At 60.2% G+C, this 13,633-nt stretch carries 14 protein-coding genes; 6 read left to right on the top strand and 8 right to left on the bottom strand.

All coding sequences use genetic code 11. The features are described from left to right. Positions 1-7: 7 nt before the first annotated feature. The 4 genes from ACFZPT_RS18075 to miaB all read right to left on the bottom strand — a co-directional run bounded on the left by ACFZPT_RS18075 (position 8) and on the right by miaB (position 3,868). A complete protein-coding gene (locus ACFZPT_RS18075) occupies positions 8-847 on the bottom strand; it encodes an HlyC/CorC family transporter (RefSeq protein ID WP_010206772.1) in 840 nt (279 codons plus the stop codon). Positions 848-889: 42 nt separating this feature from the next. After that, on the bottom strand, positions 890-1,348 hold the full coding sequence (gene ybeY / locus ACFZPT_RS18070; protein WP_034100899.1) for an rRNA maturation RNase YbeY: 459 nt from the start codon (positions 1,346-1,348) through the stop codon (positions 890-892). Beyond that, entirely contained in the window at positions 1,341-2,345 is a 1,005-nt protein-coding gene (locus tag ACFZPT_RS18065) for a PhoH family protein (protein ID WP_034100898.1), read from the bottom strand. Before ACFZPT_RS18065 ends, ybeY begins: the two co-directional genes overlap by 8 nt. A 194-nt stretch (positions 2,346-2,539) precedes the next feature. Further along, on the bottom strand, positions 2,540-3,868 hold the full coding sequence (gene miaB, locus ACFZPT_RS18060; protein WP_034115194.1) for a tRNA (N6-isopentenyl adenosine(37)-C2)-methylthiotransferase MiaB: 1,329 nt from the start codon (positions 3,866-3,868) through the stop codon (positions 2,540-2,542). Between the two features lie 131 nt (positions 3,869-3,999). On the opposite strand from miaB, the gene ACFZPT_RS18055 reads away from it, so the two are divergent. From ACFZPT_RS18055 to ACFZPT_RS18030, 6 genes are all read left to right on the top strand, one after another. Continuing rightward, the gene (locus ACFZPT_RS18055) at positions 4,000-4,326 is read left to right on the top strand and encodes a DUF1820 family protein (protein ID WP_003215457.1); all 327 of its coding nucleotides are present in this window, start codon (positions 4,000-4,002) and stop codon (positions 4,324-4,326) included. Between the two features lie 302 nt (positions 4,327-4,628). Beyond that, on the top strand, positions 4,629-6,683 hold the full coding sequence (locus tag ACFZPT_RS18050) for an FAD-dependent oxidoreductase (RefSeq protein ID WP_034115193.1): 2,055 nt from the start codon (positions 4,629-4,631) through the stop codon (positions 6,681-6,683). Between the two features lie 38 nt (positions 6,684-6,721). Further along, complete coding sequence (locus ACFZPT_RS18045; protein ID WP_034115192.1) at positions 6,722-7,480, top strand: transporter substrate-binding domain-containing protein; 759 nt, start codon at positions 6,722-6,724, stop codon at positions 7,478-7,480. A gap of 32 nt (positions 7,481-7,512) precedes the next feature. Then, positions 7,513-8,229, top strand: a complete 717-nt coding sequence (locus ACFZPT_RS18040) for an ABC transporter permease (RefSeq protein WP_034100894.1) — start codon at positions 7,513-7,515, stop codon at positions 8,227-8,229. Then, positions 8,226-8,936 carry an ABC transporter permease gene (locus ACFZPT_RS18035; RefSeq protein ID WP_034100893.1) on the top strand — a complete coding sequence of 237 codons (711 nt, stop codon included), beginning with the start codon at positions 8,226-8,228 and terminating at the stop codon, positions 8,934-8,936. The genes ACFZPT_RS18040 and ACFZPT_RS18035 overlap by 4 nt, the downstream gene beginning before the upstream one ends. A gap of 9 nt (positions 8,937-8,945) precedes the next feature. Beyond that, a complete protein-coding gene (locus ACFZPT_RS18030) occupies positions 8,946-10,058 on the top strand; it encodes a succinylglutamate desuccinylase/aspartoacylase family protein (RefSeq protein ID WP_034100892.1) in 1,113 nt (370 codons plus the stop codon). A 3-nt stretch (positions 10,059-10,061) separates the two neighbouring features. Here ACFZPT_RS18030 and ACFZPT_RS18025 read toward each other — a convergent pair whose 3' ends face one another. The 4 genes from ACFZPT_RS18025 to ACFZPT_RS18010 form a co-directional block, all read right to left on the bottom strand. After that, a complete protein-coding gene (locus tag ACFZPT_RS18025) occupies positions 10,062-10,616 on the bottom strand; it encodes a tetratricopeptide repeat protein (protein ID WP_034100891.1) in 555 nt (184 codons plus the stop codon). Positions 10,617-10,841: 225 nt separating this feature from the next. Continuing rightward, positions 10,842-12,125, bottom strand: a complete 1,284-nt coding sequence (gene hemL, locus ACFZPT_RS18020; RefSeq protein WP_099313208.1) for a glutamate-1-semialdehyde 2,1-aminomutase — start codon at positions 12,123-12,125, stop codon at positions 10,842-10,844. A gap of 11 nt (positions 12,126-12,136) precedes the next feature. Further along, positions 12,137-12,766 carry a thiamine phosphate synthase gene (gene thiE / locus ACFZPT_RS18015; protein ID WP_034100889.1) on the bottom strand — a complete coding sequence of 210 codons (630 nt, stop codon included), beginning with the start codon at positions 12,764-12,766 and terminating at the stop codon, positions 12,137-12,139. A gap of 32 nt (positions 12,767-12,798) precedes the next feature. Continuing rightward, positions 12,799-13,596 carry a hydroxymethylpyrimidine/phosphomethylpyrimidine kinase gene (locus ACFZPT_RS18010; RefSeq protein WP_034100888.1) on the bottom strand — a complete coding sequence of 266 codons (798 nt, stop codon included), beginning with the start codon at positions 13,594-13,596 and terminating at the stop codon, positions 12,799-12,801. Positions 13,597-13,633 lie beyond the last annotated feature (37 nt).

Here is a 13,633-nt window from a genome sequence, read left to right as displayed (position 1 = left end):
TCAGTCCTTAGCGGGCGATAGGTGTCAGGCGAATCAAGTGGATACGACGGCTGTCGGCATTCAGGATGCGGAAGCGATAGGCGCCGATTTCGGTGGTTTCGTTGCGCTTGGGCAGGTGGCCAAACGCGCTCATCACCAAACCGCCCACTGTGTCGAACTCGTCGTCGGAGAATTCGCTGTCAAAGAACTCGTTGAAGTTCTCGATCGGCGTCAACGCCTTGATCAGGAAGTCGCCGCTGGGCAGGGGCTTGATGTAGCTGTCTTCTTCGACGTCGTGTTCGTCTTCGATGTCGCCGACGATCTGTTCCAGTACGTCTTCGATGGTCACCAGGCCCGCCACGCCGCCGTATTCGTCAATCACGATGGCCATGTGGTTGTGGTTGGCGCGGAATTCGCGCAGCAGCACGTTCAGGCGCTTGGACTCGGGCACGAAGGTGGCCGGGCGCAGCAGATCCTTGATGTTGAAGCTGTCGCCGTTCTCTTTGAGGATCAGCGGTAGCAGATCCTTGGCCAGCAGCACGCCCATGACGTCGTCATGGCTTTCGCCGATCACCGGGTAGCGCGAGTGCGCCGAGTCGATCACGGCCGGGAGGAACTCCCGTGGGGTCTGGGTCGCCTTGATGCTGATCATCTGCGAACGCGGGACCATGATGTCCCGGACCTGCAGGTCAGCCACCTGGATGGCGCCTTCGACGATGGCCAGCGCTTCGCTGTCCAGCAACTTGTTCTGATGGGCCTCGCGCAGCAGCTCCAGCAGCTCCTGGCGGTTTTTCGGCTCGTGGGCAAAAGCCTGGGTCAGTTTACCCAGCCATGACTTCTGCCCGTTGCTCGATCGGTCTTCGCTCATAGCGATTACTCTGAATCCTTCGTTGTTACAGTTGAGTGTTTTTTAAGCTTCGTCATCGGCATAAGGGTCGGGATGACCCAATTGCGCAAGCAACGTTCGTTCCAGCGCTTCCATTTCCTCGGCTTCGTCATCGTCTATATGGTCGTAACCCAAGAGATGCAAGCAGCCGTGGATGACTAGATGGGCCCAGTGCGCCTCAAGTTCCTTGCCTTGTTCCCTGGCTTCACGCTCGACGACTTCGACGCAGATCACCAGGTCGCCCAGCAATGGAATGTCCAGCAACTCGTCGGGAACATCGGCGGGGAAGGACAACACGTTGGTCGCGTAGTCCTTGTGGCGCCAGGTGTGGTTCAGCTCGCGGCCCTCGGCCTCGCCCACCAGACGGATGGTCAGCTCCGAGTCGGCGCTGCGCTGGCGCAGTGCCAGTGCACACCATTGGCGAAACTGCTCCTCGCTGGGGGCTGGCGCGTCGGTGGCCAGCTGTAGATCCAGTTCAAGCATCGCCGCGAACGTCCTTGGCCGGGGCACCATCGCGATGGTCGAAGCGCTCGTAGGCTTCGACAATGCGCTGCACCAGCGGGTGGCGCACCACGTCCTTGGGCATAAAGTGCGTGAAGCTGATACCCGGAACGTCCTTGAGTACCTCGATCACCTGGGCGAGGCCGGACTTGGTGCCCTTGGGCAGGTCGACCTGGGTGACGTCGCCGGTAATCACGGCCGTGGAGCCGAAACCGATACGGGTGAGGAACATCTTCATCTGCTCGACGGTGGTGTTCTGGCTTTCGTCGAGGATGATGAAACTGTTGTTCAAGGTACGGCCGCGCATGTAGGCCAGCGGAGCGATCTCGATCACCTGGCGCTCGATCAGCTTGGCCACATACTCGAAGCCGAGCATCTCATAGAGCGCGTCGTAGAGGGGGCGCAGGTACGGGTCGATCTTCTGGGCCAGGTCACCGGGCAGGAAACCGAGCTTTTCACCGGCCTCGACCGCTGGGCGTACCAGCAGAATGCGGCGTACTTGCTCGCGTTCCAGCGCATCGACCGCGCAGGCCACGGCCAGGTAGGTCTTGCCGGTACCGGCCGGGCCGATGCCGAAGTTGATGTCGTTGCCGAGGATTTCCTTGACGTAGCGCTGCTGATTCAAGCCGCGTGGGCGAATCATGCCTTTCTTGGTGCGCAGGGCCACGCTGGCTTCGGCTACAGGGTTGTTGGCCAGGTCTTCCACGGCCGATTCCTGCAGGTACAGGTGCACGGTTTCCGGTGACAACTCGCTGCCCTTCGTCTCGCGGTAGAGACGGCGCAACAGGTTTTCTGCGGACGTGGTGTGCTGGGGGTCGCCAATGAGTTCGAACTGATTGCCGCGGTTGCGGATCTCGATGCTCAGGCGTTGTTCGATCAGACGCAGGTGCTCGTCGAACTGTCCGCACAGATTGGCGAAACGGCGAGCCTCAAATGGCTCGAGGAGAAAACGATGGGGTTCTGCTATGGGTGCGTTCAAGGTTGCTTTTAGCCGCCCTTTGGCTGTTTAAGTGAAAGAGAGGATAACGCCAGTGACGCGGGTACGAAAGCACTTACGTCATTGGAATGTTGCACGGTTCCAATGTGGGTGGGGGGCTTGCCCCCGATAGCGGTGTGTCGCCAATAAATGAGTGGTCTGATTCGCCGCCATCGGGGGCAAGCCCCCTCCCACGTTTATTGCACCAGCGAGCCGCGCAACGAATGCGGCTGCGCCGCATCGATGTGCACATCGGCAAACTGACCGATCAATGTTGGATTATCACAACGGAAATTGACGATCCGGTTGTTCTCGGTGCGGCCTTGCAGTTCGCCGGGGTCTTTCTTGGAATAGTCGGTGACCAGGATGCGCTGGATCGAACCGACCATTTGTCGGCTGATCTCGAAGCCCTGCTGATTCAGGCGGTGTTGCAGGGCATTCAGGCGTTCTTTTTTCACGGTCTCCGGGGTTTCGTCCACCAGGTCCGCCGCCGGGGTGCCGGGGCGTTGGCTGTAGACGAACGAGTAGGAGAAGTCGAAGCCGACGTCTTCGATCAGTTTCATGGTTTGCTGGAAATCTTTCTCGTTTTCGCCGGGGAAACCGACGATAAAGTCCGAGCTTATGCAAATCCCCGGTACGGCTGCGCGCAATTTGCGCAGCTTGGATTTGTATTCCAGGGCCGTATGGTTGCGCTTCATGGCCGCCAAAATGCGGTCCGAGCCCGATTGCACCGGCAAATGCAGGTGTTTGACCAGTTCCGGCACTTCGGCGTGGGCCTGGATCAGGCTGTCGGAGAACTCCAACGGGTGCGAAGTGGTGTAGCGGATGCGCTCGATGCCGTCCACCGCCGCGACCACGCGGATCAGTTCGGCAAGGTCCGCCAGCCGCCCGTCGTGGGTCTGGCCGCGATAACCGTTGACGTTCTGACCCAGCAGGGTCACTTCGCGCACGCCGTTCTCGGCCAGATGGATGATTTCCGACAGCACATCGTCAAATGGACGGCTGACTTCTTCGCCACGGGTGTAGGGCACCACGCAGAACGTGCAGTACTTGCTGCAACCTTCCATCACCGACACGTAGGCGCTGGGCCCGTCGATGCGCGGCTCGGGCAAGTGGTCGAATTTTTCGATTTCAGGAAATGACACGTCAACCTGCGGCAGCTTGCTGGTGCGCGCAGCGTCGATCATCTCGGGTAGGCGATGCAGGGTCTGCGGGCCGAAAACCACGTCGACATAGGGCGCGCGATCGCGGATTGCAGCGCCTTCCTGACTGGCCACGCAACCGCCGACGGCGATCACCATGTCCGGGTTGGCCAGTTTCAATTCGCGCCAGCGACCCAGCTGCGAGTACACACGGTCCTGGGCCCGTTCGCGGATCGAGCAGGTATTGAGCAGGATCACGTCGGCATCTTCGGCGCGGGCGGTGACTTCCAGGGCCTGGTGTTCACCCAGCAGGTCTACCATGCGCGAGCTGTCGTACTCGTTCATCTGGCAACCGTGGGTTTCGATGTAAAGCTTCTTGGCCATGGGAATCGTCAACTGGTGGTAAAGAACCGCGCATTATAGGGGGCATGCCCATTGGTTCCTAGCGCTGTGCATCGGGTGCCATGCTATAGTTCGCGCCCTCTTTTATATCCCCGATGTGTTGTTCGCCCACCATGACCAAACGTGAAGCTCCAATCTACAAGGTGATTTTCCTCAACCAGGGCCAGGTGTTCGAGATGTACGCCAAGCAGATCTATCAAAGTGATCTGTGGGGCTTCCTGGAAGTGGAAGAGTTCGTCTTTGGCGAGCGCACCCAGTTGGTCGTCGATCCGGGCGAGGAAAAGCTCAAGGCGCAGTTCGAAGGTGTAGTGCGCAGCTTTGTGCCGATGCACTCGATCGTGCGCATCGATGAAGTCGAGCGCCTGGGTACACCGAAGATCAGCGAAGCACGGGGCATGAGCAATGTCATGCCGTTTCCGATGCCGATGCCTGAAAAGTAAGGCTCAACTATTTTGTAGGGCGTTTCTGATTTTGCCCTCTAGTACATAGACATTCTGTTTAAAAAATAGCAGATTTTGTTTGTGTCTGGAGGGCGATATAACGATGCCAATAACAAATCACCTCAAGTCTCGCCGTAATAATGGGCCTGGATCTTGATGTTCTTGTTATTGAGCTGTCACGTTGATTCGACTTTAACAGGGTGAGTGCCTGAGTAGGTTGTCACCTCATTTATAAAGCCGTTAGTTGTCGCCGAGTTTCTTATAGCAGTCTTCAAAGAACGTATCCGTTCGGGAGTATCCCTGTGCGCGATTCACGCTATGACATTCTGTTTGAACCGGTCCTCATCGGCCCCGTTCGCGCTCCAAACCGCTTTTATCAAGTGCCGCACTGCAATGGCATGGGGCATGTACATCCATCGGCCATGGCCCGCATGCGCGGTATAAAAGCTGAGGGCGGGTGGGGCGTGGTCTGTACCGAAGAGTGCGAAATCAGCCCGTTGAGCGAGTTTTCTCCCTGCATTGAGGCGCGTTTGTGGGATGAACGCGACATTCCTGCCCTGGCGCGCATGTGCGAAGAGGTACATCAATACGGCTCGCTGGCCGGTGTGGAGTTGGCCTTCAACGGCTATGCGGCGCCCAATCGCTATAGCCGGGAAATCCCCTGGGCTCCCTCGAATACACCTGTGCGCGGGTACGACCCGGTACAGGCGCGGGCCATGAGCCTCGCCGATATCCGTCAGCTGCGCGCCCTGCACAGGGCTGCCGCATTACGGGCGCAAGCGGCAGGGTTCGACATCATCTACGTCTACGCCGGACATGACCTGAGCGTGGCCTTTCATTTTCTGACCCAGCGTAACAACCGGCGCACCGATGAGTACGGTGGTGTGCTGGAGAATCGCGTGCGCCTGTTGCGAGAGCTGATTGAAGACACCCGCGATGCGGTGGGAGGGCGTTGCGCCGTGGCGGTGCGTCTGGCCGTGGATGAGCAGATGGCTGGCGGCCTATGTCGCGAGGGCGAGGGGGCGGAGATTTTTTCGAGGCTGGCCGACCTGCCGGACCTATGGGACGTAAATGTCGCCGACTGGGCAAACGACAGTATGACGGCACGTTTCGCCGCGGAAGGTTATCAGGAAGCCTTCCTGCTGGGGCTCAAGGCGCTTACGAGTAAGCCGGTGGTGGGCGTCGGGCGCTTTACCTCCCCGGACACCATGGTCTCTCTGGTACGCCGCGGGGTGCTCGACCTGATCGGCGCGGCTCGTCCGTCGATTGCCGATCCGTTTCTGCCGCGAAAGATCCAAGAGGGGCGTGCGGACGAGATCCGTGAGTGTATTGGCTGCAATATTTGCGTGAGTGGTGACCACACCAGTACGCCTGTGCGCTGTACGCAGAACCCCACCATGGGCGAGGAATGGCGGCGCGGCTGGCACCCGGAGAACCTCCATCAAGTCCGTCAGCCCGGCCTTGCCCTGGTGGTGGGCGCCGGCCCCGCGGGGCTGGAGTGCGCGCGGGTGCTTGGCGCGCGTGGGATGCAGGTGGCGCTGGTCGACAGCCGGCGTACCCTGGGTGGGCGTGTAGCGCTGGAATCCCGGCTCCCGGGCCTGGCGAGTTGGGCGCGGGTCGTTGACTATCGGCTGTATGCGTTGAGCCGCCTGCCATCGGTCGACATTTACCGTGAGAGCCCCCTGCAGGCCCAAGACGTACTCGATTTCGCGGCCGAGCATGTGGTTATCGCCACCGGCTCGCACTGGCGGCGGGACGGTCTGGGCCGTGCTCTGCGCGTTGCATTACCGGGCCTCGAATGCCTCCCGGTGCTGACCCCAGACGATCTGATGGCTGGCGCAGTGCCGCCTTCGCCGGTGCTGCTGTTTGACGACGATCATTACTACATGGGCAGCGTGCTGGCCGAATGGTTGGTGGCGCAGGGTGTAGAGGTGGTCTTCGTCACTCCGGCGGCGGATGTGGCGGCGTGGACGCACAACACCCTGGAGCAACACCGCATCCAGCGCCGTTTGCTGGAACTTAACATCACAATCGTCCCGTCCCATACGCTGGTCAATGCGGTACCGGAAGGTATGGAGGTTGCGTGTGTCTACACCGGGCGTACGCGCCGGCTGCCTGCCGCATCGGTGTTGTTGGTCACCTCGCGCGAGCCTGAGCAGTCGCTTTATCAGGCGTTGGTCAGCACCCCGGAACTTATGCACGAGCGTGGCATTGGCACGCTCACCTTGGTTGGCGACAGCCTGGCACCTGGCACCATCGCCGCGGCTGTTTATTCGGGGCATCGGCATGCGCGGGAGTTTGATGCGCCAGCCCATTCTTTAGTTGTTCGTAGAGAAATTCCTTTTATCGAGGTGTAGTCAATCCGTCGTTAATCAATCACGAGAGAAATACAACAATGAAAAAAATATGCCTGTTTCTTCTCATGCTTCTTTTTTTAAATACTTCGCTGTTTGCCAAGGAATACACCGTTATTCGTTTTGGTGTGGATCCTAACTATGCCCCGTTTGCTTATAAGAACAATGCGGGGAAGTTGACCGGCTTCGAAGTTGATATCGGCAATGCCCTTTGCAAACAGTTGAACGTTAGTTGCCGATGGGTTGAAAGCGATTTCGACGGGCTTATCCCCAGCCTGAACGCTGGCAAGATCGACGCGATTCTGGCGTCGATGACCGTGACCGATGCCCGGGAGCAGGTGATCGATTTCTCATCCGAAGTGTTTTCCAGCCCTACGGCCATGGTCTTACGCCCCGGCACCGAGCTGGGCAAGGGCATGGCCGTTGGCTATCTGCAAGGCAGTATCCAGGAAACCTACGCTCGCCAAGTGCTCGCCACCCAAGGCATGAGAGTCGTGGCGTATGCCGACCAGGAGCAGGTGTATGCCGACTTGGTCGCAGGGCGTTTGCACGCCTCCCTGCAAGATGCCCAGCAGGCGCAAAGTGGCTTCCTGCGGTTACCTCAGGGAGCCGGGTTCGTCATGGGACCGTTGATTGAAAGCGATTTAATGCCCTCCAAAAGCTCCATCGGCATCGCCAAGGGCAACCACGCCTTGAAAACCTTGCTGGATAAAGGGCTGGCCGCGCTGCACGCCGATGGCACCTACGCGCGCCTGCAAGACCAGTATTTTCCTGGTGTGAACATGTACAGCGGTCAATAACCGCCTTTCAATCGTCGACGAGGGCGCGAGCGATGCCAGTCACGTTCACTCATTTCATCTCGACGCTGGACGCGTATGCACCGCTTTTGCTGCTTGGCGTCTGCGTCACCCTGCAACTGGCACTGCTATCAGTGCTGTTGGGACTTCTGTTGGGCTTGCTCGGTGCGGCGGCCAAATTATCCGGCTTGCGTCTCTTGCGCCTATGGGCGCAGCTCTACACCACGCTGGTACGGGGTGTGCCAGACCTGCTGTTGATGTTGCTGATTTTTTATGGGGCACAAACCGGCTTGAGCCGCCTGACCCGCGCTTTGGGATGGGATTACATCGAAATCGACCCTTTGAGTGCTGGCGTGCTCACGTTGGGATTCATCTACGGCGCGTATTTCACCGAAACCTTTCGGGGGGCTTTGCTGGCTGTACCACGCGGCCAATTCCAGGCCGCCAAGGCGCTTGGTATGACGTTCACTCAGGGGTTTGTGCATGTGGTGTTCCCGCAAATGATGCGGCTCGCCCTGCCGGGGCTGGGCAATAACTGGATGGTATTACTCAAGGCCACGGCCCTGGTGTCGGTCATTGGTTTAGCGGATCTGATCAAAGTGGCTCAGATGGCAGGCAAGGGCAGCCAACTGTTGTTGCCTTTCCTGCTGTTGGCGGCGCTGATCTACCTGCTGCTCAGCAGCGTTTCCAACCTCGCCTTGCGTTGGCTGGAGCGTCGATACGGCGTGGGTGCGCAGGAGCCGTCACGATGATTGAGTTGATACAGACGTATTGGCGGCCGTTCATTTACTCCGACGGCCATCAACTCACCGGTTTGGCCATGACGTTATGGCTGACCAGCGCTTCGCTGTGTTTCGGGCTGATACTGGCGTTGCCATTGTCCATCGCCAGGGACTCTCCCCGGTGCTGGCTGCGTTGGCCGGTGCGTACCTTCACTTACCTGTTTCGCGGTACGCCGCTGTATATCCAATTGCTGATCTTCTACACCGGCATCTACAGCATCGCCGCCGTGCGAGAACAGCCGGTCCTGGATGCGTTCTTCCGCGAGGCGCTCAATTGCACGCTGCTCGCGTTCGCCCTGAATACAGGTGCTTACACGACAGAAATATTGGCCGGCGCCATTCGCGCGATGCCACGGGGTGAAATCGAGGCCGCGCGCTCCTTGGGGTTCGATGGGTGGAAGCTATACGTGCACTTGATTTTGCCCTCGGCACTGCGCCGATCATTGCCCTACTACAGCAATGAGGTGATCTTCATGCTGCATTCCACCACGTTGGCGTTCACGGCTACGGTACCGGACATCCTCAAAGTCGCGCGGGATGCCAATGCCGCGACCTTTCTGACCTTCCAATCCTTCGGCCTCGCTGCACTCCTTTACCTGTGTATTACTTTTGCGCTGGTCGGTTTGTTTCGTCTCGCTGAACGGCGTTGGCTGCGTTTTCTCGATGTGGGCCGATAGGAGGCTGTTATGCAAATTCAGACGCACGAATTGCTGGCGGCCGTGCCGGGTACGGTACGGCGGATCCATAGTTTTCATTACGGCCCGACCGCAGCGGCGGGCAAGGTTTACATCCAAGCCTCACTGCACGCCGATGAGTTGCCGGGAATGTTGGTGGTGTGGCATCTGAAGCAGCAACTTGCGCAGTTGGAGGCCGCCGGGTTGTTGCGCTGCGCTGTGGTGCTCGTGCCGGTGGCCAATCCGCTGGGGCTGGAGCAGGTGCTGATGGACGTGCCGCAGGGGCGTTTCGATAACGAGAGTCGGGAAAACTTCAATCGCTTGTTCTTGGATGTCAGCCAGCAGGTCGGCGACAGTGTGCAAGACATCTTGACCGAAGACCCTGTCAGCAACCTGCGCTTGATCCGTTCGACTCTGCTACGAACGCTTGCCAGCCAAGTGCCCGCCACACAACTGCATTCCATGCGCTTGATCCTGCAGACACTGGCCTGTGATGCCGACTTGGTGATGGACTTACATTGTGATTTTGAAGCAGTGCAGCACTTGTACCTGTCGCCGGATTTCTGGCCACAAGTGGAACCGTTGGCTCGTTACTTGGGCGCCGAAGCGTGTTTTTTGACCAAGCAGGCTGGCGGGCACTCTTTCGATGAGTGCTTTACGTTGTTTTGGGAGCAGATGCAGGAGAGGTTCAACGGGCGCTTTTGTGCGCCCGGTTTTGCAGTGACCGTGGAGTTGCGGGGTGTTGCCGATGTCGACCATCGGCTGGCACGCAGGGATTGCCAAGGGATGATCAACTTCTTGATGCAGCGCGGTGTCATTGAAGGCCAAGCGTTACCTATGCCGCCCTTGCTCAATCCACCAACACCCTTGGCGGGGGTGGAGCCCGTAAAGACTCCGGTGGGTGGGCTTATTGTGTTTTGCGCACAGGTCGGGGAGTACGTGGAGGCGGGGCAAATCCTGGCCGAAATCATTGATCCGATCACAGACCGTGTGACACACGTGGCGTGCACGTACGCCGGGCTCTTATACGTTCGGTCTATACGGCGAATGGCGACCGCGGGGATGACGATCGCGCATGTCGCCGGCGCACATGCCTATCGCCAGGGAGACCTCTTGTCGCCTTAGTTATCAAGGCAGGGGCGAGAAGGGCGAACGCCCGTCGGCGCTTTGCAATTCCAGCAGGTACTTGCGGAAGATCTGTCCCAGTACCTGGGTAGCCACCTCCAGTTCATCGCGCTGCATGTGTTCGGCGACTTCGTCGGCTGTGTCCAGCGCGTCTTCGGCGCCGTTGACCGCCGCCATTTTCAACACGATGTAAGCCTGGACGTTATTGGCCGGTACACCTTCACCGTGGAAGAACATGTTACCCAGCTCGAATTGCGCCTGCGCGTGGCCCTGTAACGATGCTTTTTCGAAATAGCTCAGGGCTTTGTTGAGGTCGCGAGCGGGGTTTTTGCTGTCATGGTAGTACTCGCCCAACTCGTATTGCGCCTGGGCATCCCCGTCGTCGGCCTGTTTCTGGCACGCGCTCAGCGCTTCGGCCTGGCTGTCTGGCTGGGTATTGAGGGTGCAACGACCCATCGCTGGGATTAACAACGAGTTGCCGCCTGCTTGTGCATGTGCCAGCAGCGGCTGAAGGAGCAACAGGCAGCCCAGAACCAGGGTGCGGCCGGTGCGTTTCATGGGAATCGACTTACCTCTGACGGGGCGCGCGGATCCTCGTGGGATCCAATAAGCGCGCATTATGAAATAAGCAGGCCCCTGCTTACAAAGTCTTTACTCGTTTTTCTGCTGGTTGGGCAAGTTATCTGCCGGATTTCAGGTTATTTCTCGAAAAAACTCGGAAATATCCGTAGGCAAAGTAGTCCATCAGGCGCCACTGGGGTGGCGCCTACCGGTTTCAAATGTTTATTTCAGAGCGGCGAAGGCGCGTTCAGCGGCATCGAGGGTCAGTTTCAACTCGGCGTCGCCATGGGCGATGGAGGTGAAACCGGCTTCGAACGCGCTTGGCGCCAGGTAAACGCCGCCCTCGAGCATCAGGTGGAAGAAGCGCTTGAACAGGTCCGCATCGCTGCCCATCACGTCGTCGAAGGTGACGATATCGTCGGCGCCGCTGAAATACAGGCCGAACATACCGCCGGCCTGGGTGGTGACGAATGGGATACCGGCCGCATCGGCGCGCTGTTGCAGGCCGTCGAGCAGGCGCGTGGTGTAGTCGGTCAGTTCGGCGTGGAAGCCCGGACGGCTGATCAACCGCAGGGTGGTCAGGCCGGCGGCCATGGCCAGCGGGTTACCCGACAGCGTGCCGGCCTGGTACACCGGGCCCAGCGGGGCGATGTGCTGCATGATTTCGCGCTTGCCGCCGAAGCAGCCCACCGGCATACCGCCGCCGATGATCTTGCCGAAGGTGCTCAGGTCCGGCGTGACGCCGTAGTACGCCTGCGCGCCGCCCAAGGCTACGCGGAAACCGGTCATCACTTCGTCGAAGATCAGCACCACGCCATGTTTGTCGCATTGCTCGCGCAGGCCTTCGAGGAAGCCCGGCGCCGGCGGTACGCAGTTCATGTTGCCCGCCACCGGCTCGACGATGATGCACGCCACCTCCTGGCCGACTTCACTGAGCATGTGCTCCACGGCGGCGATGTCGTTGAAGGGCAGGGTCAGGGTGTGTTTGGCGAACGCCGCCGGCACACCGGCCGAGCTCGGTACGCCTTGGGTCAGCGCGCCGGACCCGGCCTTGACCAGCAGGCTGTCGGAGTGGCCGTGGTAGCAGCCTTCGAACTTGATGATGCTGTCGCGCCCGGTAAAGCCGCGAGCCAGGCGGATCGCACTCATGGTGGCTTCGGTGCCGGAACTGACCATGCGCACCATCTCCATCGACGGCACGATGGAGCACACCAGGTCAGCCATCTCGGTTTCCATGGCGGTCGGCGCGCCATAGGACAGGCCGTGTTCCAACTGCTTGCGCACGGCGTCCAGCACGTCCGGATGGCTGTGGCCGAGGATCATCGGGCCCCACGAGCCCACGTAGTCCACGTAGCGCTTGTCGTCTTCGTCAGTGACGTAGGCGCCTTCGGCATGTTTGAAGAACAACGGCGTGCCGCCCACGCTTTTGAACGCACGCACGGGGGAGTTCACACCACCGGGGATGTGTTTCTGGGCATTGGCAAACAGGGTTTCGGAACGGGACATGAGCGGGCTCTCTAAACTGAAGATTTAAGAAGGTCGTTGAAGGCGCGGGCGCGGCGCGTCACTTCCTGGGTGCTGTCGGCACCGAACAGGCCGTGGACCACGGCGAGCAGGTCGGCGCCCTGGGCCACCAGCGGTTCGGCGTTCTCCAGAGTGATGCCGCCGATCACGCAGATGGGCACATGCAGGCGCTGATGCGCTTCGGCCAGCATCTCCAGCGTGGCGGCCGGGGCGCCGGGCTTGGTGTTGGAATTGAAGAAGCGGCCAAACGCCACGTAACTGGCGCCTTCCTTGGCGGCCTGTTCGGCCAGTTCGATCTGGCTGTGGCAGGTGGCGCCGATAATGGCTTTGGGGCCGAGCAGCGCACGGGCCGGGGTGAGCGGGCCGTCGGTCTGGCCCAGGTGCACGCCGACGCCCAGGCGCGCGGCCAGTTCGGCGTCGTCGTTGATGATCAGTTGGGTCTTGTAGCGCGAGCACAGTTCTCGCAGCTTTTCGGCTTCGCGCAGGCGGCGCGCGTCATCGCTGCTTTTGTCGCGGTACTGCAGCAGGGTCACGCCACCGTCCAACGCCGCTTCGACGTAGGCTAGGAATTTGCCGGCCAACAGTTGGCCGTCGGTTATGGCGTAAAGGCCACGTAATTTCATCGGGCATGTCCCTTGAAGTGGCGAGCAGGCGCCTACGAGCAGAAATCCAGCGGCAGCCGGCGCGGTACGAACTGGCCCTGGCCGAGTTGTTCGGCGTCACGCAACGTGCGCCAAGTGTAGTTGAGGGCCGATTGCACGGCGCTGACCAGGCCCTCGCCCTGGGCGAGACGCCCGGCCAAAGCACTGGCCAGCGTGCAGCCCGAACCGTGATAGCTGCCCGGCAGGCGCTGACAGGTGAAGGTCTGGCGCGTGCCGTCGCGGCTATATAGGCGGTTGTGCACTTCATGCTCGTCGCCATGACCACCGGTGATCAACAGGTGTTTGATAAACGGCAGCAGCTTGTCGGCGCACTCGTCCGCCGTGCCTTCGGGCAGCTCGGCGAGGATACGTGCCTCGGGCAGGTTCGGCGTGGCGATCAGCGACAGCGGCAACAACCGCTCACGCATCGCGTAGCCCACTTCGTCCTTGCCCAGGCTACCGCCACCACCGGCGCGCAGCACCGGGTCGCAGACTACCGGCAGGTGCGGGTGCGCCTGCAGCAGCTCGACTACGGTGTCGACCATCGCGGTGGAGCCGAGCATGCCCAGCTTGACCGCCGCCACCTCGGAGTCGCTGAGCACGGCGTTGGCCTGGGCCAGCACCCACTCGCGGTCGAGCACGCGGAAGTCGCTGACGTTCACCGTGTTCTGCACGGTCAGCGCGGTGACGGCCGGAGCCGCATGGCAACCCTGGGCGAGCAGGGCTTCGATATCTGCCTGCAAGCCGGCGCCACCACTGGGATCATGGCCGGAGAGACAGAGGACAACAGGGCGAGAGCTGTAGATATTCATGGTGGGCGAGCTTACCACCAAACGCTTTTTGCGTGGC

The organism is Pseudomonas sp. MD330_10 (assembly GCF_042610415.1).
In the GTDB taxonomy this organism is placed as follows: Bacteria; Pseudomonadota; Gammaproteobacteria; order Pseudomonadales; family Pseudomonadaceae; genus Aquipseudomonas; species Aquipseudomonas rhodesiae.
This window is presented reverse-complemented; position numbering and strand designations above follow the sequence as displayed.

Coding starts and splice junctions, on each gene's coding strand:
- ybeY (WP_034100899.1), bottom strand. CDS start 1,348: ATGCTTGAACTGGATCTACAGCTGGCCACCGACGCGCCAGCCCCCAGC.
- ACFZPT_RS18045 (WP_034115192.1), top strand. CDS start 6,722: ATGAAAAAAATATGCCTGTTTCTTCTCATGCTTCTTTTTTTAAATACT.
- ACFZPT_RS18035 (WP_034100893.1), top strand. CDS start 8,226: ATGATTGAGTTGATACAGACGTATTGGCGGCCGTTCATTTACTCCGAC.
- ACFZPT_RS18055 (WP_003215457.1), top strand. CDS start 4,000: ATGACCAAACGTGAAGCTCCAATCTACAAGGTGATTTTCCTCAACCAG.
- miaB (WP_034115194.1), bottom strand. CDS start 3,868: ATGGCCAAGAAGCTTTACATCGAAACCCACGGTTGCCAGATGAACGAG.
- ACFZPT_RS18030 (WP_034100892.1), top strand. CDS start 8,946: ATGCAAATTCAGACGCACGAATTGCTGGCGGCCGTGCCGGGTACGGTA.
- ACFZPT_RS18075 (WP_010206772.1), bottom strand. CDS start 847: ATGAGCGAAGACCGATCGAGCAACGGGCAGAAGTCATGGCTGGGTAAA.
- ACFZPT_RS18040 (WP_034100894.1), top strand. CDS start 7,513: ATGCCAGTCACGTTCACTCATTTCATCTCGACGCTGGACGCGTATGCA.
- hemL (WP_099313208.1), bottom strand. CDS start 12,125: ATGTCCCGTTCCGAAACCCTGTTTGCCAATGCCCAGAAACACATCCCC.
- ACFZPT_RS18025 (WP_034100891.1), bottom strand. CDS start 10,616: ATGAAACGCACCGGCCGCACCCTGGTTCTGGGCTGCCTGTTGCTCCTT.
- thiE (WP_034100889.1), bottom strand. CDS start 12,766: ATGAAATTACGTGGCCTTTACGCCATAACCGACGGCCAACTGTTGGCC.
- ACFZPT_RS18010 (WP_034100888.1), bottom strand. CDS start 13,596: ATGAATATCTACAGCTCTCGCCCTGTTGTCCTCTGTCTCTCCGGCCAT.